Raw genomic sequence first — 20,958 nt, 5'->3', positions numbered from 1 at the left:
CCATCGTTGCGGGAGACACCATGAAAACACCCAGACTGGCCGCCCTGATTGCCGCGATCACTGCAGCGGGCCTGGTGGCCGCCTGCAGCGGTGGTACCAACGCCGGGAGCGCAGGGAGCGGGAGCAGTACGTCGAACGTCCTGACCCTCGCCTCGGTCGACCAAGGCTCCGTCGAAGATGTCGTCAAGGCCTTCGAGAAGGCCAACCCCGGCGTCGAGGTGCGATTCACCACCAGTGGCGCCGATCAGTACCAGCAGCAGATCCGTACCCAGCTCGCCTCGGGCACCGCGCCCGACGTGATGACCGTGTGGCCGGGCAACGGCAACCCCGGCGCCACCTACGTCCTCGCCAAGCCCGGCTACCTGCTGGACCTCTCCGACCAGCCGTGGGCCTCCAAGTTGCCCCCGGCAATGAAGAGCGTCGCGCAGTACGACGGCAAGACCTACACCGGGGTCTTCGGGCAGAACGGCATCGGCGCGATCTACAACCAGGATGCTATGACCAAGGCAGGGCTCACCCCGCCGGGTACTTGGAGTGAGCTCTTGAACTTCTGCAAGGCCGCGGCAAGCAAGGGAACGCCGGCGTTCGCCTTGGGCATCCAGGACAACTGGGTGACCCAGATCGTGCTCTACGCGCTGGTCGCGACCACCGTCTACGGGCCAGACCGCGAGTTCGCCCAGAAGATGGCGGACGGCAAGGCCACCTTCGCAGACTCGAACTGGACCGTCGGCATGGACAAGTACCTGCAGATGCAGAAGGCCGGCTGCTTCCAGAAGAACCCGCTCGGCACCAGCTACGAGGCCAGTCAGACACTCGCCGCCACCGGCAAGACGCTCGGCATCATCCAGGGCAACTGGGTGGTCGCCTTGCTCAAGGGGAAGAACCCGGACGGCAAGTTCACCCTCAAGGCGCTTCCGGCCACCGACAATCCGGACGAGTTCATCATGCCCGCCGCAGCCGGTGCCGGGTACGGCGTGAACGCCAAGGCGAAGAACAAGGACCTCGCAGTGAAGTTCGTCAACTACGTCATGTCGCCCGAGGGCATGAATCTGTTCGTCAAGAAGCAGGGCGGCCTTCCGTCGCTGCCCGACACCGGCTTCACCGCCGACCCGTCGCTGGCCGAACTCTCGAAGTACATCACCGACAACAAGACCGTGCCTTTCATGGACCAGCTCTGGCCCAACCCGAAGGTCCAACAGACGATGCTGAGCGGTCTGCAAGAGATCTTCAGCGGCCAATCCACCCCGGACAAGGTCCTCAAAGCAATGGACACCGACTACAAGGCCGGCTCGTGACGGGTCGGCGACAGGCGGACTCGTGACCCGACTCGTCGGGCGGGTCGCTCTCGGGGTTGCGGGCCTTTCGTTCGCGCCCCGGGACCGATCCGCGGATCTCGCCACGATCCGGGCCGGTATTGCTGCGGGTACGTCGATCCTGGACACCGCGCGTGCGTACGCCCGCGTTGATGCGCCTTGGTACGGCGAAGAGCTGGCGGCAGAGGCCGCCCGTGGTGCGAGCGTCATTATCGGAACGAAGGGCGGCCATACGAGAACGGGCGAGACTACTTGGGATGCAGATATCAGCACGGGCCGGATTCGATCTGACGTCGAGACAAGCCTGCGCGTGTTCGGAGGCGAGCATCTCGATCTCTATTACCTGCACAGAGTTGATCTCGCTGAACAACCTGTGGAGGAGGGTGTCTCTGCTCTCGCCTCACTCCGTGACGAGGGCAAGGTGACCCGCATCGGTCTGTCGAACGTCAAGGTGACTGAGCTCGAGCGGGCGGCCGCAGTCACCCGCATCGACTGAGGTCCGGTCGGCTTAGGCGTCGAAGTCGGTGCTGCGGCTGAGGGCTTCCCATGCGTCGACCTCGGCGTGGAGGGCGTTGAGTGCGGCGCGGAATCCGTCGGACGCGTCGTTGCCGAGCAGCAGCATGTACGGCGGGGAGTCGGACTCGCCGGCCTGGATCAGGGCGGTGGCGGCCTTCGCCGGGTCGCCCGGCTGCCTCCCGTGCACGGTGTCGTGCTCCTTGCGGCGTTTGCCCGCGGTGTCGGCGTAGTCCGCGATCGGTTCGGCGGACTGGATCAGTGAACGGCCCGCGAAGTCGGTGCGGAAGGCGCCGGGTTCGACGACCATGGCCGTGATGCCGAGCGGCACGACTTCCTTGCGTAGAGACAGGGTGAGCGCCTCGATCGCGGCCTTGACGGCTGAGTAGTAGCCGGAGCCCTCCGGGCAGATGCGCGCACCGATCGACGAGAGGTTCACGATGGTGCCGGATCGGCGGGCACGCATGCCGGGGAGGACGGCCTTGATGGTGCGGACGGTGCCGAATACCTGGGTGTCGAAGAGTTGACGGACGGGGCCGTCCTCGCCCTCCTCGATCGCCGCGCGGTACCCGTAGCCGGCGTTGTTCACGAGGACGTCGATGGCACCGAACCGTCGCTCGGCGGCGGTGACCGCTTCGGTGACTTGTGCTTCGTCGGTGACGTCGAGCGGGAGTGGCAGCGTCGTTTCCGGGTGCGCGTGAGCGAGGTCCTGCACCTTCGCGACGTCGCGCGCGGTCACGACGGCGTTGTGTCCTTTTGCGAGCACTGCCTCGGCAAGAGCGCGGCCGAGCCCGGTGGAGCAGCCAGTGATCAACCAGGTAGTCATGTGGTTCCTTTCTGATTCAGCTGGGAAGTTGTCAGGCCAGCCCGATCCGCCGCAACCAGTCTGTGATCTGCGGTCGGGCTTGCTGCCCTTCCTCGCCGCGGATGGCGAGACCTTCGGCGATGGTGGCGCCGGTGCAAGATCGGGCGTAGTCACGTTCCGTCGTACCGAGGCCGCTCATGGCGTAGGTGGTGAAGGGGTGGACGGTTTTGCCGGTGAAGTCGTGGTTCTCGGTGAAGGTCGACATGATCATCGGGGCGCGGACGTTCCAGATCGGGCTGCCGAGGAGAACGACGTCGTACTGGTCGATGGCGGGTAGCGAGTTGGCGATCACGGGTCGGGCGTCGGTGTTCTGCTCGCGGACGTTGCGCGCGACGGTGTCGTCGTAGTCGTCGGAGTAGCGTTCCGCGGCTTCGATCCGATGGATGTCGCATGCTATGAGGTCGGCGATCGTTGTGGCGACGACCTCGGTGTTGCCGACCTTCAGCCAGGTGCGGCCGCCGTTGTCGTAGTTCTCGCCGGCGCGAGAGAAGTAGGCGACGAGCACCTTCGGTGCGGCGGTGTTCGTGGGCGTGGTCGATGGCTGCACCGAGGGGGATTCTCCTTCGTCCGTCGGTGGGCTCTCAGCGTCGGGTCCGGGTTCTTGGCGGCAGCCGTCCAGAACGGCTGCGGCGACGGCGCTGGTCAGCGCGAGTCTGAGCAGTTGCCGGCGTCGCAGGCCACGCGAGCCGTCGGAGTCGGCGAGCCGCTGTGGGTGCAAGGTTCGTACCATCTGTCAGTCGATCCGGCGACTGCCAAGGGCGCTGACCATGGCGGGGTCGCGGTGGTCGAAGAACAGGCTGTCGCCGGCGTCGAGGGTGGCGATCTGCTTCATCTGGTCGTCGGTGAGGGTGAAGTCGAAGATGTCGAGGTTCTGAGCCATCCGGTCCGGGCGGACGGATTTCGGGATGACGACGACGTCGCGCTGGACGAGCCAGCGGAGCACGACCTGGGCGACGGATGTGGTGTGTGCGTCGGCGATGCCGCTGAGGACCGGATCGGTGAACAGGTTGTTGCGGCCCTCGGCGAACGGTCCCCAGGACTCGATCTGTACGCCGCGTTCGCGCATCAGCTCCTGGTCTGTGACGCGTTGGTGGAAGGGGTGGGTCTCGATCTGGTTGACCGCGGGCGGGATCTCGTTGTGGTCGATGAGGTCGACGAGCCGGTCGGGGTGGAAGTTCGAGACGCCGATCGCCCGGATCCGGCCTTCCTTGGCGAGATCCTGCATCGCCCGCCACTCGCCGTAGTAGTCGCCGAGCGGCTGATGGATCAGATACAGGTCGAGGTGGTCGAGGCCGAGCCTGCGCAGTGAGGCGTCGAAGGCGCGCTTGGTGTCGTCCTCGACGCTGCCGGTCGGGGCGTGCTGGATCCACAGCTTGGTGGTGACGAACAACTCGTCCCGGCGGAGGCCGCTGGCGGCGATGGCGGCTCCGACGGCTTCCTCGTTGCCGTACGACGCGGCCGTGTCCAGGTGGCGGTAGCCGGCCTCGAGCGCTGCCTCGACGGCGGCCTGGGTCTGGTCCTGCGGGATCTGGAAGACGCCGAAGCCGATGATGGGCATCGTGACGCCGTTGTTCAACGTGACGGTCCGCATGAGTTCTTCACCCTTCGGTTGGATTGGTGCTGATGGCAACTCAGCGTCACGCTGAGCGCGGTCATGAGTCCAGCGAACACGCGTTCGCGTCACAGGTGGGAGTTCTCGGTGTAACAGGTACCAGCAGGACCTCCCACCGCGAGTACGCCCGCTCGTACCGTGAAGGCCGTGGCCATCAAGGACGACGTACGGGAGTTCCTCACCAGCCGGCGCGCAAAGTGACGCCGGAGCAGGCCGGGCTGCCGACCGCCGGCGTCTCCGAGCAGGTACTCGACGCGCTCGCCGCCGAGGCGCTGCGATTCCTCTCCAGCTGGGCCACCCAGCACATGGACGCACCCACCGAAAACCACAGCGCGCTAAGGGGCCAAGCGAGAGGACAGCTGAGCTCGTGAACATCCTGCCCAAACCCGCTTCCACAAAAGGACCGGCCGAGCGCTTCACCGGCGATGTCTGGGTGGACACGCTCTTCGCTGCCGTCGCGCCATCACGTGCCCGCCTGGCCGTCGTACGGTTCGCTCCCGGCGCCCGCACAGCCTGGCACCGGCACTTGTACGGCCAGACGTTGCACGTCACCCAGGGCATCGGGCTCGTACAGGCCCGTGGCCACGAGGTCATTGTCATGCGCCCCGGTGACACGATCTGGACCCCGCCAGGGCAATGGCACTGGCATGGCGCGACCCCGGACAGCTTCATGACTCACCTGGCCATGGCCGAAGGCGCGCCGGATCCGTCGGACCCTGACGTCGAATGGGGTGAACACGTCATCGAGAACGAGTACTAAGCGGCAGCTCGAGCGCCATGGTCTACGCGGTCGAGCGGGTCGCTCAGACTCACAGGCGTTTGAGCATGATGTTTCGCCAGCGGCAGGCCGCGTCGGGAGCCCAGCGATCTGTGCCGAGCAGGGGGTCGTTGTCGTGGACCTCGAAGGCGATGTGTCCTTTCGAGCCCAGGAAGGCGGCGACCTCGTCGGCGTCGTAGTTCGGTGCTGTGAGGGTGGACAGGTCGATTTCGGCGATCTTGACGTCGTTGATCCAGGTGGTGACGTGGGGACGGTCGCCGACGCAGCGGATGCGGAGGGAGTTCCAGTCGAGCCATCGCCAGGCGGCCAGGAACTCGTCCAGGCTCGCGGCGAACTCGAGGAGCTCTGCTTTGGCCGGTGTGAACGGTTCGGCGGAGTTCACCGGATCGTCCTCGCTGAGGCCGATCGGTTGTCCGGCTGCGTCGAGTTGGGCCGTGATGGCGAAGGGGACGGCGTGGAAGCTGCCGAGGCCGTTGCCGAAGAAGCCGCCGATGGAGCCGGAGCGGCGGTGGTCGACGAGGACCTGGAGTCCGTGCCAGGAGTCAGGTCGGCGGCGGAGCATGACGCCGGTGTCGGCGGGCCAGTCCGGGTTCAGCTCGAGGGTGAGTTCGAAGTCGCCGAACGTCTCGTCGCTGATGAGGTAGCCGCCGCACCCGCTCCCGAGAGGTTGTTGCCGGCCCACGATGGCGCCGCCCTCCACCGTCCAGGCGGCAGGATGCAGCGCGGCCTGTTCGGCATAGTCGCCGGGGAAGTCCGGCGCGACGTCGAGGACGTCGGGGCCACCCGGCCAGATCGATCCGTAGCTGCGCGGGATGACCGACCAACCACTGAGGTCCTTGCCGTTGAACAATGGTTCGAAGCCGGATTCCGGCATAGTGCTCCTTAGAAGGCGTCGGCGCCGAGCTGGGTTGTGATCCACTGGGCGGAGAGTTCGGTCGATCCGAGGTTGGTGTCGGCCTCGGGTACGTCGACCTCGACGATGAGCCAGCCGTTGAAGGACTCCGGCAACGCATCGATCGCGGCGGCCAGATCGACGTCGCCGCGACCGGGCTCGGTCCAGACGGTGAACTTGGTGACCGTCGCGTCGAAGTACGTCGCATCGGCGTCGCGGGCTGCCTGTGCTTGGCCGAGGTGGACGTCCTTGAGGTGCATCGCCACGATGCGATCGGCGTACTCCGACATCAGTGTGGCCGGCGTGATCCCGGCCCATGCGAGGTGCCCGGTGTCCGGGCCGAAGCCGAGCAGCGCTGCAGGTACGGCGTCCAGGACGGCGCGGATCTCGGATTCGCTCTCGATGGTGCTGCCGACGTGGGGGTGCAGGGCAGGGACGACTCCCTCGGAGGTGATGGCTTGAGCAGCGGCGGCGATGCCATCGATGACCTGCGGCAGGTTGGCGTCGCCGCCGTACCCGATCGACGGACGTGCGATGCGCTCGGCGGTGAGACCGGCCGCCAGGAAGACCTCGGTATTGCCGAGTTCGGCCTGGACTGCGGCGTGCTTCTTGGCTGATTCGACGAGCTCACGGGTGTCGGTGGTGTGGAAGTCGGCGGAGAAGTAGCCGGGTGCCGGCTCCAGGTCGTACTCCGCGAGCAGTGCGCGATATCCGGTGGCGTCGAGGTCGGGTGGTGGATCGGCGTGGATGCCTTTGAACGGGGTGGTTGCGATCTCCGCGAACGCGGATCGCAGGACGGGAACGCTCAGGTCGAAGCCATCAGGGGTCAGGACCCACGGCAGCGGATTCAGACCGATACGGAACTTCGGCATCAGGAAACTCCTAGGAGGGTTGGGATCAACGACCGGCGAGCGAGCCGCCGATACCGCCGACACTGAAGTACTTGTTGAGGAAGGCGAAGATGATGGCCGGCGGCAACAGCATGACGACCGAGAGCGCCATCACCGAGCCCCAGTCGGTGGCGTTCTGCTGGAAGAACGTCTGCAGTCCGATCGGGAGCGTGAAGATGGTGCTGGACCGCAGGAAGACGAGGGCGACGAGGTAGTCGTTCCAGGCGAGCAGGAACGCGAAGATCGCGGTCGAGAGGATGCCGGGCAGCGAGTTGCGGAGCACGATCTTGGTGAAGGAGCCGAACACCGAGCAGCCGTCCACCCACGCGGCTTCTTCGAGTGCGTACGGGATCGAGTCGAAGTACGCCGCCATCATCCAGGTCGCGACCGACAGCGTGCTGCCGACGTACACGATGACCAGGCCGATCAGGTTGTCGGCCAGCCCGAGCCGGGCGAACAGCACGAAGAGCGGGATGATCGCTGTGATCACCGGCAAGGACTGGATGATGAAGAGCAGCAACGAGAAGCCTGACACTGCCTTGCTGCGGCCACGGGACAGGACGTATCCGGCCGGAGCGGCGACGATGACAGACACCAGCACGGTGGCGAGGGTGACGCCGAGGCTGTTACCGAGCCACAGCATCACGTCGGTGTTGCCGAAGACGGACCGGAAGTTCTCCAGTGTGAGAGCGCTGGTCGTGCTGCTCGACGCGCTGGGCCGGATGGCCAGGAGGAGGGTGGCGAGCACTGGCACGAGTACGACCAGGGTGATGAGCAGCAGGGCGGCGAAGCGCCACCATTGACCGCGCGCCCCGGGGTCCCTCGACCGCAAGACTTGGACGGTTGTCACGCGATGTCCACCTTTCGGATCTGGCGGTACAACGTTGTGGAGATGATCACCAGGACGAGCGTCATCAGGAAGGCGATCGCTACGCCGGGACCGGTGAGCAGGTCCTGGAAGACGGTGCGGTAGGCCAGTACGACCAAGGACGAGGTCGCGTCGACCGGACCACCGCCGGTCAGCAGGTAGATAGTCGGGAAGTCGTTGACGCAGAAGATCGTCATCAGGATCCAGCTGATGTACGTCGATCGCGAGATCGGTGGCAGTGTGATGTGGATGAACTGCTGCCAGCGGCTCGCGCCGTCGATGCCGGCGGCTTCGTAGACGGTGGTGTCGACGGCGGCCAGCGCGGCGGACGTCATCAACATCATGAACGGGAAGCTGACCCAGACCTTGAAGACGCAGACCGTGATCGCGGCCAGGGTGGGATCCGCGAGGAAGTGCAGTTCACCGAATCCGAGCTTCGCGGCGATGGTGGGGATCGGGCTGTCCGGCGTACCGACCAGCCAGTTCCAGGCGGTGGACGACACCACGATCGGTACTACCCACGGAAGCATCAGCAGGACCTTGAACGCGTTTCGGCCGGGGATCCGCGTCCGCAGCAGGAGCGCAAGACCCATGCCGGCCAGCCAGCTTCCGAAGACGCCCACGATGGTGAAGATCAGCGTGAATCGGGCGGCTGACCAGAACCGTGGACTCGTCACGACATCGACATAGTTGGCCAGGCCAACGAAATCCCCGGTGACGATCAAGGTGCCGTTGTGGACCGACTGCGACGCCGCCACCACCAGTGGATAGGCGTTGATCAGTACGACGAGGATGATCGAGGGGGCGACCAGCAGGATCATCGTGATCGCGCGGCGGTTGAGTCCTTTGCCCCTGCCGGACGGAGCCGCTGGTGCCGTGGGGCGGGACCGCGCTGTCGTGGCGGACGGGCCGCCGGCGTCCTGAGTGATGGTCATCGCTTGACAATCGACTCGAGGCCCCGCTGCAGGGTGGTGAGGGCCGCCTTCGGGTCGGCCTTTCCCTGCAACATGACCTGCGCGAACTGGGCCAGCGGCTGGCCACCGTCAACGGCCGCAAGCGCGGCGAACGACTGCGCCTGCTTCGCGGCGTAGGTCTTGCAGACCGGCATCCATTTCTCGACGATCGCGACCTGGTTGGGGTCCTTGGCGTAGTAGTCCGCGCCGGCGATCGACTTCAGTACCGGTACGGCGACGCCGACCGGGTTCTGCCAGTAGGTGTGGATCTGGCCCAGGTAGTACTTCAGGAAGGCTTCGGAGGCCTCTTGTGACGGGGTGTTGGTGTACATCATCAGGTTGTTGACAAAGAACAGCCCGGCAACTGTGCCACTCGGGCTCGTCAGCGGGTTCATGACGTGCAGGTCCTTGCCGACCTCCCCGGTCCGCGCCGCGAGCCCCGGAGTGTGGACCCCGATCGCGGCCTTCTTGTTCTTCCATTGGGCATCGAGGTTGTCGGCCGTGTAGGACACCGCTCCCGCGTCGATGATCCCTTCGTTCGCGAGCTCGCGGACGAAGGCCATCGCCTGGATGTTCGCGTCCGTCACACAATCCGGCTTGCCGTCCGGATCGAACATGCCGCCGCCGTTGTTGATCATCATCGCGACCATCGTGTGCGCACCGAGGTTGTTGCCGGCGCCGGCGCCGGTGGCGAAGCCGGATATGCCGACCTTCTTCAGGGCCGTTCCGGCAGCCAGCAGTTCGTCCCAGGAGGTCGGCACCTTGGCGCCGGCCTGGTCGAGCAGCGCCTTGTTGTACCAGAAGGGCCGGACGTCGGTCTGCCACGGTACGGCGACATACCCCTTGTCGGTCTTCATCGTGTCGATCACGCCGGGCAGGAAGTCGTCGTACGTGCCGTCCTTCTTCAGGCTCTCGATGAAGTTGTCGGCGTACGCGATCTGGCCCTGGTCGGCGAACTGGAACGCCTGGAACCCTGCGCCCGAGCTCACCGCGGGACCGGTCTTGGAAGCGATCGCCGACGAGAAGGTCTGGTAGAAGCCGTTCCACTGGATGATCTGGTACGTCGCCTTCCCGGAGCCCTGCGCCGGGCTGTAGCCGGTGATGATCTTCTTGCCCAGGTCGTTGTAGGCGGGCGTGCCCCAGGGCATGTCCCAGAACTTGACGTCACCGCCACCGGCTTTGCTCGCGCCGCTGGTGCCGGAGACGTTGCACGCGGCCAGCGCGGGTGCGGCGATCGCCGCACTAGCCAGCCCCAGGAATCCTCGGCGGGTCATTGCTTGATTCATCGGACTGCGTTCCTCTCACGAAGGTGGTCCCCGAGGGCGGCGGTCGTCGTCACGACATCCGCTCGAAGGCGGCGCAGGTCGGCCAAGCCGTCGGCCGATCCGGCCGCATGCAGCTCGCGCAAGCGGCGAAGGCTGGAGCGATGCCCGGTCTCGTACTGCGTCGGTGCCAGCACGGCGCCATCCGGTCCGACCGTGATCAGCCGGGCAGGCTGAGCTGTGTCACCGGACGGAATCAGCAACTCGACGCTGCCGTCGGACGTCAGCAGGCGGAGCGTGGCCGACGCCGGCCTGACGGTCGTGCACACAATGCTGAAGTCGATCGCAACCGAGGTATCCGTCAGACCTTCGGCGTACAAGGCGCGATCTGAAATGTGCTGTACCTGGAGCTTCGTGACCGGCCCGAGCATCGTGCGGATGAGGACCACCTGGTCCAGCAAGGCGGTCGGGAAGTCCTTTCCAGGTTCCAGGATCACTCGGCATTCGACTCTGCTTCGGTCCGCGGCGGCAGCGCGGAACGCCTGTGCAGCAAGGCCTGTCGCCGGGTTGGAAGCCCAAGGTGAGTCGACGACGACGATCGTGGACGGATCCGCGCTGAGCAGATCGGGGAAGTCTTCTGGTGTGGGATGCACCAGGACTATCCCGGTCGGGTCGGATCGCATCGCGCGCTGCAGCTCTGCGGGCCAGCCGAGACCGCCGTCGACGAAGACGACGCCGACGGGATCCGGGTATGACAACGGCAGGGTGGCGAGCGTCGTACGGGCTTGCTTCGATGACGTGCTCATGCTGCGGTCTTCGCGTTGTGGGCCGACCGGACGGTTTCGGCGGCGGCATCGGCGAGCGCGAGGGCGAAGCGCAGATCGTCGACGAGAGCGGACAGGCTGGGTGGCGCCAGTTCGCCGCTGACGACGGCGGCCAGTTCACGCCACTCGGCTTCGTAGCCGTTGACACTGGCCGGGCCGAAGGTCTGTCTTGCTGCGGAGGTACTGAGCGTGCTGATCGCGGATCCGGCATGGACATAGGAAGGCGAAAACTCCACCTTGAGGGCCTGATCGTCGGCGAATGCCTCGAACACCCAGTCGGGCTGCCAGGTCTGCGACATCACCGCGTGCAGCTCGACACTTTTGCCACCGGCAACAAAAAGGATCCGGTAGCCGAACGGTGCGAGGAACCTTGCGTCGATCACCCGCAGATCGTCGTACCGGGGGAGCAGGCTCCGGATCAGCGGGAGATCGTGGATCGCCAGACCCATCACACCGGCGTGCACCATGCCGGCCAGCACCTGCACGTCGGTCAGGTCCATCGGCGGGAACGACGGCCGCGAGAGGATCTCGGTGGCGACATCCTCGAAACGCGAGTTCGGCGGGAGCACGATCGACGAGCGGATGGTATGACTCGTCCGCGGAAGGTCGCCCCACGCCCCGACGGCGGATCGCCATCCCGGATCGAACGTGTGCATGGCGCCGACAAGGATCGGTACGCCGGTCTGCGCGGACACGGCCGCGATTTCGTCGGCCTCGGCTGCCGACATCGCCAGCGGCTTCTCGCACAGCACGGCCCTCTTGCCGGCACGGCATGCGGCGATCACCTGCTCGGCGTGCAAGGCGTTCGGGCTGCAGATCGCCACGACGTCGACCGCCGGATCATCGAGCAATGCTTCGATCGAGGTCGAGTGCGCTGCTCCGGCTCGACCAGCGACCGACGCGGCGACCGCGGGATCGATGTCGGTGACGTGGCGAACGGTGAACGTGGTGCCGAGCCGAGCGAGCGTCGGCAGGTGAATGGCCTGCGTGACGGGGCCGGCGCCCAGGAATCCAACTCCGGTGGAGGACTGCATCCGTGACTCCTTACCAGGACGAAACACGATCAGTCGTTAAGATTTCGCCAAACATAAACGGGTGCTAAGGTTTCGTCAATGGCTCAGCACCGGGAGGACCTTGTGGCCGGCGATGCGACCCCCACGACCCGTGGCCCTTATCGCAAGGGCGTCGAACGTCGCGAGCAGATCATCCGTAGCGCATCCGCGGTGTTCGGCGAGGTCGGCTACGTCGGAGGGTCGCTGCGCACGATCGGCGACCGGGTCGGCGCATCACCGGCCACGCTCATCCAGTACTTCGGCAGCAAGGAAGGCCTGCTGATGGCGGTGCTGGACGACTGGACGATCCAGACCGCACGATGGGCGATCCCCACGGATCCGCCGGGACTGGAGTACTTCCGGGCGATACCCGCGATCATGAACTACCACGTCGACCACCGCGGCACGCTCGAACTGTTCCTCACGATCTCCGCAGAGGCGACGAACCCGGGTCACCCGGCCCGCGAGTTCATCCAGCGCCGGTACGCCGACACCGTGCGGGGCTGGGCGGGGAAACTGCGCGAAGCCGTCGTCAACGGCGAGATCGGCGCACTCACCGAGGAACAGATCGAGACCGAGGTCCGGATTCTGATCGCGGTCCTGGACGGCGTCGAGCTCCAGTGGTTACTGGGCGCGGACATCAACCTGACCGACCTGGTCGCCACCCACATCGACCAGGCCATCACCCGCTGGCAAACCGCGCCGGCGACTTAGCCGGCGAGACAGCAGGGAGCGTGTACAGTCCCTTGCCTAGGGCAACGCTGTGGATCAGACCTGTTCGGATCCTAGGGGCGAAACTCACCGGCGCTGTTCTGCCGGTTGGTGGTGGTGACGTAACTGCGAAGCGATGTGATGTGACGCACAGTCACGATCAGATGAAGCTCGCGAGGGCAGCCCGGTCGCTCAGAAGTCAGGGGTGGCTCGGATGCCGACGACCCAGGTCGACGCAGGCTCCTGCCAAAGTGGTGCGTAACTGGCGCGCGGGAGACACGACGAAGCCCAGGTCACCTCGGTGACCTGGGCTTTGTGCGCCGCCAGGGACTCGAACCCCGAACCCGCTGACTTCCAGCTGAGGTTGATCATTGGTTGCCAGGGATGCGCAGAATCGCTTGCTGGTAAGGGATCTGGTGGGTGGATGTGGCGCATAGGTTCTCATTGGCAACCATCCGTTCGCGTTGATTCAGGTGCGTAAAGAGGTGACTGTCGCAGCATTTGTGCATGTCGGCGAATGCGAGGATCGCCCTGATGTTGGACCAGATCAGGTCGAGCTTCTGCTCGAGCGACGTTTCCCGGCATGCCTGACGGATCGAGGCGAGTCCGCCGATCGGCTTCCGGAGCTTCCGCGGACGACCGGTGCTGACCGTCAGCCCTCCAGGGGACGGTAGAGCGCTCGCTGGCTGTCATGGAGAAATTGGTTCCGCGAGGTTCTGTACCGTTGCTCGAACTCAGCCATGTCGAGAATGACTTCGCCGTCGCCGCCGATGGGGTCGCCTCGGTCCCAGGCATACAGGACGTTGTTCAGGTTGAGCGCGGTGTTCGCAACTGACGTCGGTCCCAGAATCCTGATAGCTGACAGCGAGGATCTGAGGTCCGCCTGACAGCCTACGACGTCCTTGGTCCGCAATGGGGTGCGCGGACCTCCAGCCTGTTCGCGCTCCCGGCGTTGGAGTAACGAGAAGTAGACGGAGGCGGACTGATGGAACTGCACGTACGAGGCGGCTGATCCACAAGCGCTGGCGACGGGAATCATGGCTGCTCTTCAGGGTGGGTACGTTCTCGCCCAGGCCGCTCGTGACCCCGGACCGATGCAGGTCGCCCTCGACCTGGCGATGAACTCGGTCCGGGTGTACGCGAAGCCGGCCGGCAAGAAGTAGCCGTCCACGCGCTTCCTTCACCGTCCTGATGACTAGCCGTCGACCTGACGACTCAGCCGTCATGGTCGCTCGTTCCTTCGGTTACGAGGTCGGGGCGGGCCGCGGCGCGCCGAGGACATCGGCGTACTCCGGGTTCTTCTCGATGAAGCGGCTGACGACGGCGGTGGCGGCAGCCGCGACCGCAAGCAGTGGCGACAGGGAACGGACGAACGGATTGCGCATGGTGATTCCTCCGACAGGAAAGGGATGAACGCGATCGACAGTAGATCCGGAGTTGCCGGCTGCGACCGGATCTGCCGATCGGTAAGCCGGCCGTTAGTGTCGAGCACAGGCTGAGTCGTGACCTTGAGTCGTGGTCGAGCCAAGCGGGTGGCGGTTCTGATCGCATCCGTGTCCCTCTAGGGCATCGCCGAGTCGGCCCGCCGACTGGTCATCGGTCCGAGGCGCGGCAGCGATCGGCTAGGGATGGAGGCTCGGGTGTTCCCCGATGCGGGGCGCCCGGCCGCGCTCCAGGCTTGGGACGTACTGCTCGTCCCTCCTGATGTGTAAAGGCCGAAATCATCATGCAAAGCGCGGAAAACTCATTGCGGGTAGACCTCCTGGTCGTCGGTTTCGGCAAGGGTGGGAAGGCTGTTGCAGGTGCGATGGCGCGACTGGGCAAGCAAGTGGTGGTAGTCGAGCAGTCCGACCAGATGTACGGCGGTACCTGCCCGAACGTCGGCTGCGTTCCGACCAAGGCACTGGTCCACGAAGCCGGCAATCGTCGGCCGTCCGACGTACCGCAGGAGTGGTACGAACGTGCCGTCGGCGAGGTACACCAGATCACGTCGCTGTTCCGTCAGGGCAACTTCGACGGGATGAACAGCCTGGAGACCGCCACGGTCCTGACCGGGCACGCGGAGTTCACGGACGAACGTAGGGTTCGGGTGGACACCCTGGACGGGCCGGTGACGGTGACGGCCGAGCACATCCTGATCAACACCGGGTCCACGCCGGTCATCCCGGACATTCCCGGTCTGCGGGACAGCAAGTACCTGGTGACCAGCACGGACCTGATCCACCGCACCGAGCTGCCGAAGCGCTTGGCGATCGTGGGCGGCGGCTACCTGGGAGTCGAGTTCGCGGCGATCTACCGTCGCTTCGGCTCACAGGTCACGCTCTTCGAGTCGGGTTCGGCGATCTTCGACCGTGAGGACGACGACATCGCCGCGGTGGCGGAGAAGATCCTGGTCGACGAGGGGATCGAGATCGTCACCGGCGCGAACGTGACCGAGGTACGCGATGGCGACAGCGAAGTCACGATCACCTACACGAACGACGGCCGCGAGAAGGAACTTTCCGCCGATGTCGTACTGGCTGCGGCAGGTCGCCGGCCGGCGACCGAGGGACTCGGTTTGGCGGCTGCCGGAGTGCGTACGACCTCCGGGGGAGCTGTCGAGGTCGACGAGCACTTGCGCACGAGCCGCCCGCATATTTTCGCGCTGGGCGATGTCAACGGTGGACCGCAGTTCACCTACATCTCGCTGGACGACAGCCGCATCGTGCTGGACCAGCTGGTCGGCGAGGGGAGACGGGCCACGACGGACCGGGTCGCGATTCCGCGGACCCTGTTCATGACTCCGCCGCTGGCAAACGTCGGCCTCACCGAGAAGGAGGCACGCGCCGCTGGATACCGGATCAAGGTGGCCAGTCAGCCGGTGGCCGAGATCATCGCGATGCCGCGGGCGTACGTCGTGCACGAGACCCGGGGCGTCATGAAGTTCGTGATCGACCTCGCGACCGACGAGATCCTCGGCGCGGCGCTGCTCAGCGTGGACGCACAGGAACTGATCAACCTGGTGGCGCTGGCGATGCGCACCGGCGTAAAAGCCGGCGAACTGCGTGACGCCGTCTACACCCACCCTTCGTCGTCCGAGGCGTTCAACGACGTCATAGGCGCCGTCGTACGCACCGACCAGCTCTGAACCAGACCAAGAAGCGAGGACAAAACAGTGATGGAACGAAGCATGGGAGCCTCCGGGCACCTGTACATCCAGACCAACGAGGTCAAGAACTTCGTGATCCATTACACCCGGCGTGCCGACGGGACGATCAGCGAGGTGGAGCGCGTCGCGACCGGCGGCGCCGGTTCCGGTGTCTACAAGCCGATCAGCGGTCAGGAAAGCGCACCGAACGCGTTCGAGGCGGCCGGCAGCGTGATCCTTGGCGCCGACAAGCGGTTCCTGTTCACGACCAACGGCGGGGACAACTCGGTCTCGAGCTTCGGGGTGGGTGACGACGGCAAGCTGACGCTGATCGACGTCAAGCGGACCGGCAACGTCGTGACCGGTCGGAGCGGTACGGCGAAGTCGCTGGCCTACCTGCCGGCGAGCCGTACGTTGTTCGTACTGCACTCGTTCGGTACGGATCATGTGCGATTGATGTCGGTCGATGCCGAAGGCAAGCTTCAGGCGCGACCTGAGGGCTACACGGTCAACACCCCGGACAAGCCGCTGCGGGTGTCCACGATGGTAGTGCTGTCTCCGGACGAGAAGTTCCTCGTCGTCGGCACTACCTTCGACGAGCCGGCCAAGGCGAACCCGGACGGGTCCCCGATCCTGTGGGCCGACCAGCCGGACGGCTCGAAGAAGTCGGTGGCGTCCAACGCGCCCGACCCGGACGGAATCATCGTGTTCGCCGTCCAGCAGGACGGTTCGCTGGGCGAGGGCATGTTCCAGGACGGTGGTGGCGGCTCACCGTTCTACCCGGCCTTCCTGCATCACCGGCCGGATCAGTTCGTCATCGGTTATGCCGTCGCCGACGGGGTTGCCCTCGCGACGCTCGCGGAGGACGGGAAGATCGGCACCGGCCCGGTCGTGAAGATCGACACCAGCGCCGGTTTGCCGTCCGAGCTGTGCTGGCTCGCGGTCTCTCCGGACGACCAGTGGGTGTTCGCGACGAACTTCGGCTACAGCAACATCAGCAGCTTCCGCATCGACGGTGACGTGGTCTCGCTGGTGCACAACTCGGCCTGCCCCAAGGTTCCGGGCGACGGGACGTTCCGGGCGCTGAACGGGACGGTCAGTAGTGGACCGAGCGACAACCTGATCACCCCGGACGGCAGCTACCTGTACCAGATCTACGCGAACGCCTCGAAGCTGATCGGGTACGCCGTCCAGGCCGACGGCTCGCTCAGCGAGGTGACCAGTGCGGAGATCCCGTACAACAGCCCGCAGGGGCTGGCCGGGTTCTGACGAGATGACCGACGAGGGTCTCGGGGAGCCGCGCATCGAGACGTGGGTCTCGTCGCTGATGCTGACTCCCCGGGAGGTCGAGAAGCTGGTGATCTACCAGGTCGCCGAGCGGTCGGTTCGCACTACCACTTCTTCGAGATCAACCGGGCGCTGGACTTCGACCGGGCGTCGGCGCTAGGAATGCGCCTCGACGTCCCGTCGGGCCAGTCGATCCGTTTCGAGCCGGGGGACGAGCGTGACGTCGACCTTGTCGAGTTCGGCGGTTCCCGGCGGGTGGTCGGGTTCAGCGGCCTGCTCGACGGCGCGGCGTCCAATCCGCGGTCGCGCGCCCAGGCCCTGGCCAAGGCGTGTGAGCGCGGCTTCTCCGGAGCGGGGGAGCAGGGATGACGACGGTCTCGAGAAGGCAGTACGCGTCGCTGTACGGTCCCACCGCGGGCGATCGGTTCCGGCTGGCTGACACGGAGTTGTTCGCGAGGGTGGAGCGCAGCCTGATCCTTCCTGGTGAGGAGGCGATCTACGGCGGTGGCAAGTCGATCCGTGACGGGATGGCTCAGGTGCCAGGACTGCGCAACGCCGACGGAGCGCTGGACCTGGTGATCACGTCGGTCGTCGTGATGGACGCGGTGATCGGGATCGTGAAGGCCGACATCGGCGTGAAGGACGGCCGGATCGTCGGGGTCGGGCAAGCGGGCAATCCGTTCCTCCAGGACGGAGTCTCGGCCGATCTGCTGATCGGCCCCGGCACCGAGGTGATCTCGGGGGAGGGCCTGGTCGCGACCGCCGGCGCGATCGACACCCACGTGCACTTCTTGACGCCTGCCCAGATCCCGCATGCCGTGTCCAGCGGGATCACGACGATGCTCGGCGGCGGCACCGGCCCCGCCGACGGTTCGAAGGGAACAACCTGCACGCCCGGTCCGTGGAACCTGGCCCGGATGCTGGAGGCGACCGCGACCCTGCCGGTGAACGTGGGTTTCATGGGCAAGGGCAACAGCAGCCGTCCGGACAGTCTGCGTGAACAGGTGCAGGCCGGGGCGTGCGGACTCAAGGTGCACGAGGACTGGGGTGCCACGCCGGCGACGTTGGACTGTGCGCTGACAGTTGCCGACGAGTACGACGTACAGGTCGCGCTGCACGCCGACACTCTCAACGAGAGCGGGTACCTGGGGGACACCCTGGACGCGATCGACGGGCGGACGATCCACAGCTACCACACCGAGGGCGCCGGTGGCGGCCACGCGCCGGACATGATGGCGATCGCATCGCTGCCGAACGTGTTGCCCTCGTCAACCAATCCGACCCGTCCGTACACCACCGACACGACCGACAACCTGTTCTACATGACGATCGTGACGCACCACTTGAACCCGGACAACCCCGAGGACGTGGCGTTCGCGCAGTCCCGGATCCGCGCGGAGACCGAGGCGGCGGAGGACGTGCTGCACGACATGGGCGTGCTCAGCATGTACTCGTCGGACTCGCAGGCGATGGGAAGGGTCGGGGACACCGTGGCGACCTGCTGGCGGACCGCCGACAAGATGAAGAAGGTGACCGGGAGCCTGCCGGGGGAGACCAGCGGCGACGACAATCAGCGGATCCTGCGGTACCTGGCGAAGCTGACGATCAATCCGGCGCTCACGCACGGCATCGGGCACCTGGTCGGGTCACTGGAGCCGGGCAAGCTGGCCGATATCGTGCTGTGGCCGACCAACACGTTCGGCGTCAAACCGAAGTACGTGATCAAAGGCGGGATGGTCGCGTGGTCGGTGATGGGCGACGCGAACGCCTCCATTCCGACCCCGGAGCCGGTGCTGCTGCAACCGATGTTCGCCGGGCTGGGCAAGGCGGCCGGGCGGACGTCGGTGACGTTCGTGTCCCAGGCGGCGGCGGAGGCAGGTGTGATGGAACGGCTCGGTGTCGATCGATGGACCGAGGCAGTTCGTGGCTGCCGGACGGTCGGCAAGGCACAGATGGTCCGTAACAACCTGATACCGGAGATCACCGTGGACAGCGAGACCTATCAGGTAGCTGTGGACGGTGAACCGGCTGTCGTGTCGGCGTCGGACGAGGTGTCGATGTCCCAGCTCTACTACATCGTCTGATGCTCGATCATCGAGGGGGCGTGGAGCCAGGGCTGGCAGGGTTGTTGTCTGTGCTGCAGCTCAGCGACTCGGCGTTCCCGAGCGGCCGCTACACATTGTCATACGGCTTGGAGACACAAGTGCAGTCCGGCCGGCTCACGATGCCGAGCGACCCGGCGGTTCTGGCGGCGCTGCTGCGGGACCAACTGCGGCTGTCGGTCGGACCGTCATGGTGTTCCAGAACTATGCGCTGTACCCGCACATGTCGGTGGCCGACAACATGGGTTTCGCGCTGAAGATGCAGGGCATCCATAAGGACGAGCGCGCGAAGCGTGTCCAGGAGGCCGCGAAGCTGCTGGGTCTGGAGGAGTATCTGGACCGTAAGCCGAAGGCGCTGTCCGGTGGTCAGCGCCAGCGCGTCGCGATGGGCCGCGCGATCGTCCGTAACCCGCAGGTCTTCCTGATGGACGAGCCGTTGTCGAACCTCGACGCGAAGCTGCGGGTCCAGACCCGTACTCAGATTGCTGAGCTGCAGCATCGGCTCGGTGTCACCACCGTCTACGTCACCCACGACCAGGTCGAGGCGATGACGATGGGCGACCGGGTCGCCGTACTGAAGGACGGCGTACTGCAGCAGGTCGACACTCCGCTGAACCTGTACGACCGGCCGCGGAACAAGTTCGTCGCAGGCTTCATCGGGTCGCCGGCGATGAACCTGATCGAGGCCGAGATCGTCGAGGGCGGCGCGAAGGTCGGCGACTACGTGGTCCCGATCGCGCGCGACGTACTGGCCAAGGCCGGTGACGACAAGACGCTGACGCTCGGCGTCCGTCCGGAGGCGCTGCACCTGGCCGACGACGGTCTGCCGGTGAAGGTGTCGGTGATCGAGGAGCTGGGATCGGACGCGTTCTTGTACGGGACCGCCGAGCACACCAGTGACCAGATCATCGCCCGGGTCGGCACCCGGCTGCACAACGACAAGGGCACGGTCGTCCACCTGGCGCCGGACCCGGACAAGCTGCACCTCTTCTCCACCTCCACCGAGGAGCGCCTGTACGGCTGAGCCCATGGTCGGCAACAGAAGTTCGACTGACAGCCCCGTCGCGGCCTGTTCGAGATGGTGTATCCCGAACGGGCCGCAGCGGTTCACCGGTCAATGGCCGACGGGCTCACGGAGATAGCGAACGAGGCCGACGACGTCTTCGGGCACCAGGCGACCGATCGCTCCACTGGAGTAGACGCTCACGATCACCTCGCCGTCGGGATCCAGGACGAAGCCTGTGGACTGCAGGTAGGCCGGGTCCGAGTTCACGAAGGCCCCGGTGAGCTCGGCGACTGATCCGGCATCGGCCCCGAAGCCCACCGGGAACGTGAGCTTGTGCTTGGTGATCAGCTCGGCGGTTGTGGCCTCGTCGTCGACCGACAGGGCCGCCACGCCGACGCCGAGCTCTTCCAGCGTGCTCTTTGCGCGCTGGAACCCGCGCAGCTGGGCGTTGCAGTAGGGGCACCAGGAACCGCGATAGAACAGCATCACGCCGAAGCCGCCGGCGAAGACCTCTGGAACGGTCACCTTGTCACCGCCGGGAACCGGGAACGAGAGGTCGGGAAAGGGATCGCCTGGTTGCAGTAGAGACATGTGGGTTCTCCTCGTGTCGATCGTGGCCGCGTCAGTGGGCCTGGCCAGGAGTCTCCCGTTCATCGATCGGCGGGCGCGTCCGTCAGAACCCCGGGTGCAACCCCTGGCTGTCCCCTTGATGGACTGCGCTCGCCCTCGGCGCGCACTGCCGTGCAGCTGGGACCGCGGTTTCGCATCGGTCGTGAGAGCCCCTATATCTAAGGGGTTTCGGGTGTCGCGCTGCGCGTCGGTTCTTGCTGCCGCGGTGTCTCGCGATGATTGAGGTGCGACAAATGGGTGCGCTTGCACGGCGGCGGTCGGGTCGAGTGCAGG

23 protein-coding genes and 1 pseudogene are annotated in these 20,958 nt (G+C 65.8%); 11 read left to right on the top strand and 13 right to left on the bottom strand.

Going from position 1 to position 20,958, the window contains the following annotated elements:
- The first annotated feature begins 20 nt into the window (after window positions 1–20).
- Window positions 21–1,295, top strand: a complete 1,275-nt coding sequence (locus tag ACZ3HV_RS37865; protein WP_465691775.1) for an ABC transporter substrate-binding protein — start codon at window positions 21–23, stop codon at window positions 1,293–1,295.
- 22 nt (window positions 1,296–1,317) lie between these two features.
- Window positions 1,318–1,809 (top strand): aldo/keto reductase, encoded by a 492-nt coding sequence (locus ACZ3HV_RS37860; RefSeq protein WP_465691773.1) that lies wholly within the window; start codon window positions 1,318–1,320, stop codon window positions 1,807–1,809.
- A gap of 12 nt (window positions 1,810–1,821) precedes the next feature.
- Here the strand turns inward: ACZ3HV_RS37860 and ACZ3HV_RS37855 are convergent, their stop codons facing one another.
- From ACZ3HV_RS37855 to ACZ3HV_RS37845, 3 genes are read right to left on the bottom strand one after another with little or no spacing between them, the layout of a single operon-like run.
- Window positions 1,822–2,652, bottom strand: a complete 831-nt coding sequence (locus tag ACZ3HV_RS37855) for an oxidoreductase (protein WP_465691771.1) — start codon at window positions 2,650–2,652, stop codon at window positions 1,822–1,824.
- A 31-nt stretch (window positions 2,653–2,683) separates the two neighbouring features.
- Window positions 2,684–3,421, bottom strand: coding sequence for a flavodoxin (locus ACZ3HV_RS37850; protein ID WP_465691770.1), 738 nt, complete (start codon window positions 3,419–3,421; stop codon window positions 2,684–2,686).
- Between the two features lie 3 nt (window positions 3,422–3,424).
- Complete coding sequence (locus tag ACZ3HV_RS37845; protein ID WP_465691768.1) at window positions 3,425–4,282, bottom strand: aldo/keto reductase; 858 nt, start codon at window positions 4,280–4,282, stop codon at window positions 3,425–3,427.
- 218 nt (window positions 4,283–4,500) lie between these two features.
- Here ACZ3HV_RS37845 and ACZ3HV_RS37840 point away from each other — a divergent pair, with 218 nt between their 5' ends.
- Window positions 4,501–4,674, top strand: a complete 174-nt coding sequence (locus ACZ3HV_RS37840; protein ID WP_465691766.1) for a hypothetical protein — start codon at window positions 4,501–4,503, stop codon at window positions 4,672–4,674.
- Window positions 4,671–5,063, top strand: a complete 393-nt coding sequence (locus ACZ3HV_RS37835; protein WP_465691764.1) for a (R)-mandelonitrile lyase — start codon at window positions 4,671–4,673, stop codon at window positions 5,061–5,063. Before ACZ3HV_RS37840 ends, ACZ3HV_RS37835 begins: the two co-directional genes overlap by 4 nt.
- A gap of 49 nt (window positions 5,064–5,112) precedes the next feature.
- Here ACZ3HV_RS37835 and ACZ3HV_RS37830 read toward each other — a convergent pair whose 3' ends face one another.
- The 7 genes from ACZ3HV_RS37830 to ACZ3HV_RS37800 are packed head-to-tail and all read right to left on the bottom strand — an operon-like array spanning window position 5,113 to window position 11,804.
- The gene (locus tag ACZ3HV_RS37830) at window positions 5,113–5,955 is read right to left on the bottom strand and encodes a 3-keto-disaccharide hydrolase (RefSeq protein WP_465691762.1); all 843 of its coding nucleotides are present in this window, start codon (window positions 5,953–5,955) and stop codon (window positions 5,113–5,115) included.
- Between the two features lie 8 nt (window positions 5,956–5,963).
- Entirely contained in the window at window positions 5,964–6,845 is an 882-nt protein-coding gene (locus ACZ3HV_RS37825) for a sugar phosphate isomerase/epimerase family protein (protein WP_465691760.1), read from the bottom strand.
- A gap of 25 nt (window positions 6,846–6,870) precedes the next feature.
- The gene (locus ACZ3HV_RS37820) at window positions 6,871–7,713 is read right to left on the bottom strand and encodes a carbohydrate ABC transporter permease (RefSeq protein WP_465691758.1); all 843 of its coding nucleotides are present in this window, start codon (window positions 7,711–7,713) and stop codon (window positions 6,871–6,873) included.
- Window positions 7,710–8,666 carry a carbohydrate ABC transporter permease gene (locus tag ACZ3HV_RS37815; RefSeq protein ID WP_465691756.1) on the bottom strand — a complete coding sequence of 319 codons (957 nt, stop codon included), beginning with the start codon at window positions 8,664–8,666 and terminating at the stop codon, window positions 7,710–7,712. Before ACZ3HV_RS37815 ends, ACZ3HV_RS37820 begins: the two co-directional genes overlap by 4 nt.
- Window positions 8,663–9,970 carry an ABC transporter substrate-binding protein gene (locus ACZ3HV_RS37810; RefSeq protein ID WP_465691754.1) on the bottom strand — a complete coding sequence of 436 codons (1,308 nt, stop codon included), beginning with the start codon at window positions 9,968–9,970 and terminating at the stop codon, window positions 8,663–8,665. Before ACZ3HV_RS37810 ends, ACZ3HV_RS37815 begins: the two co-directional genes overlap by 4 nt.
- Entirely contained in the window at window positions 9,967–10,752 is a 786-nt protein-coding gene (locus tag ACZ3HV_RS37805; protein WP_465691752.1) for a hypothetical protein, read from the bottom strand. Before ACZ3HV_RS37805 ends, ACZ3HV_RS37810 begins: the two co-directional genes overlap by 4 nt.
- Complete coding sequence (locus ACZ3HV_RS37800) at window positions 10,749–11,804, bottom strand: Gfo/Idh/MocA family protein (RefSeq protein WP_465691750.1); 1,056 nt, start codon at window positions 11,802–11,804, stop codon at window positions 10,749–10,751. The genes ACZ3HV_RS37805 and ACZ3HV_RS37800 overlap by 4 nt, the downstream gene beginning before the upstream one ends.
- Before the next feature lie 78 nt (window positions 11,805–11,882).
- On the opposite strand from ACZ3HV_RS37800, the gene ACZ3HV_RS37795 reads away from it, so the two are divergent.
- The gene (locus tag ACZ3HV_RS37795; RefSeq protein WP_465691748.1) at window positions 11,883–12,536 is read left to right on the top strand and encodes a TetR/AcrR family transcriptional regulator; all 654 of its coding nucleotides are present in this window, start codon (window positions 11,883–11,885) and stop codon (window positions 12,534–12,536) included.
- Window positions 12,537–13,185: 649 nt separating this feature from the next.
- On the opposite strand, the gene ACZ3HV_RS37790 is transcribed toward ACZ3HV_RS37795, so the two are convergent.
- Window positions 13,186–13,572 carry a hypothetical protein gene (locus ACZ3HV_RS37790; RefSeq protein WP_465691746.1) on the bottom strand — a complete coding sequence of 129 codons (387 nt, stop codon included), beginning with the start codon at window positions 13,570–13,572 and terminating at the stop codon, window positions 13,186–13,188.
- Here ACZ3HV_RS37790 and ACZ3HV_RS37785 point away from each other — a divergent pair.
- The gene (locus ACZ3HV_RS37785; RefSeq protein ID WP_465691744.1) at window positions 13,571–13,696 is read left to right on the top strand and encodes a hypothetical protein; all 126 of its coding nucleotides are present in this window, start codon (window positions 13,571–13,573) and stop codon (window positions 13,694–13,696) included. The genes ACZ3HV_RS37790 and ACZ3HV_RS37785 overlap by 2 nt on opposite strands.
- An 81-nt stretch (window positions 13,697–13,777) precedes the next feature.
- Here ACZ3HV_RS37785 and ACZ3HV_RS37780 read toward each other — a convergent pair whose 3' ends face one another.
- Window positions 13,778–13,918 carry a hypothetical protein gene (locus ACZ3HV_RS37780; RefSeq protein WP_465691742.1) on the bottom strand — a complete coding sequence of 47 codons (141 nt, stop codon included), beginning with the start codon at window positions 13,916–13,918 and terminating at the stop codon, window positions 13,778–13,780.
- 362 nt (window positions 13,919–14,280) lie between these two features.
- Here ACZ3HV_RS37780 and ACZ3HV_RS37775 point away from each other — a divergent pair, with 362 nt between their 5' ends.
- The 5 genes and pseudogenes from ACZ3HV_RS37775 to ACZ3HV_RS37755 form a co-directional block, all read left to right on the top strand.
- Window positions 14,281–15,660 (top strand): FAD-dependent oxidoreductase, encoded by a 1,380-nt coding sequence (locus ACZ3HV_RS37775; protein ID WP_465691740.1) that lies wholly within the window; start codon window positions 14,281–14,283, stop codon window positions 15,658–15,660.
- 42 nt (window positions 15,661–15,702) lie between these two features.
- Window positions 15,703–16,929 (top strand): lactonase family protein, encoded by a 1,227-nt coding sequence (locus tag ACZ3HV_RS37770; RefSeq protein ID WP_465691738.1) that lies wholly within the window; start codon window positions 15,703–15,705, stop codon window positions 16,927–16,929.
- A 42-nt stretch (window positions 16,930–16,971) separates the two neighbouring features.
- Window positions 16,972–17,316 (top strand): urease subunit beta, encoded by a 345-nt coding sequence (gene ureB / locus ACZ3HV_RS37765; protein WP_465691736.1) that lies wholly within the window; start codon window positions 16,972–16,974, stop codon window positions 17,314–17,316.
- A complete protein-coding gene (gene ureC, locus ACZ3HV_RS37760; RefSeq protein ID WP_465691734.1) occupies window positions 17,313–19,031 on the top strand; it encodes an urease subunit alpha in 1,719 nt (572 codons plus the stop codon). The genes ureB and ureC overlap by 4 nt, the downstream gene beginning before the upstream one ends.
- A gap of 208 nt (window positions 19,032–19,239) precedes the next feature.
- Window positions 19,240–20,073, top strand: a pseudogene (locus tag ACZ3HV_RS37755) (ABC transporter ATP-binding protein); the annotation flags it as partial.
- A 90-nt stretch (window positions 20,074–20,163) separates the two neighbouring features.
- On the opposite strand, the gene ACZ3HV_RS37750 reads toward ACZ3HV_RS37755, so the two are convergent.
- Complete coding sequence (locus tag ACZ3HV_RS37750) at window positions 20,164–20,646, bottom strand: peroxiredoxin family protein (protein WP_465691732.1); 483 nt, start codon at window positions 20,644–20,646, stop codon at window positions 20,164–20,166.
- Window positions 20,647–20,958: the final 312 nt, after the last annotated feature.

The sequence above is a fragment of the Kribbella sp. NPDC020701 genome, from assembly GCF_055562215.1.
This window is presented reverse-complemented; position numbering and strand designations above follow the sequence as displayed.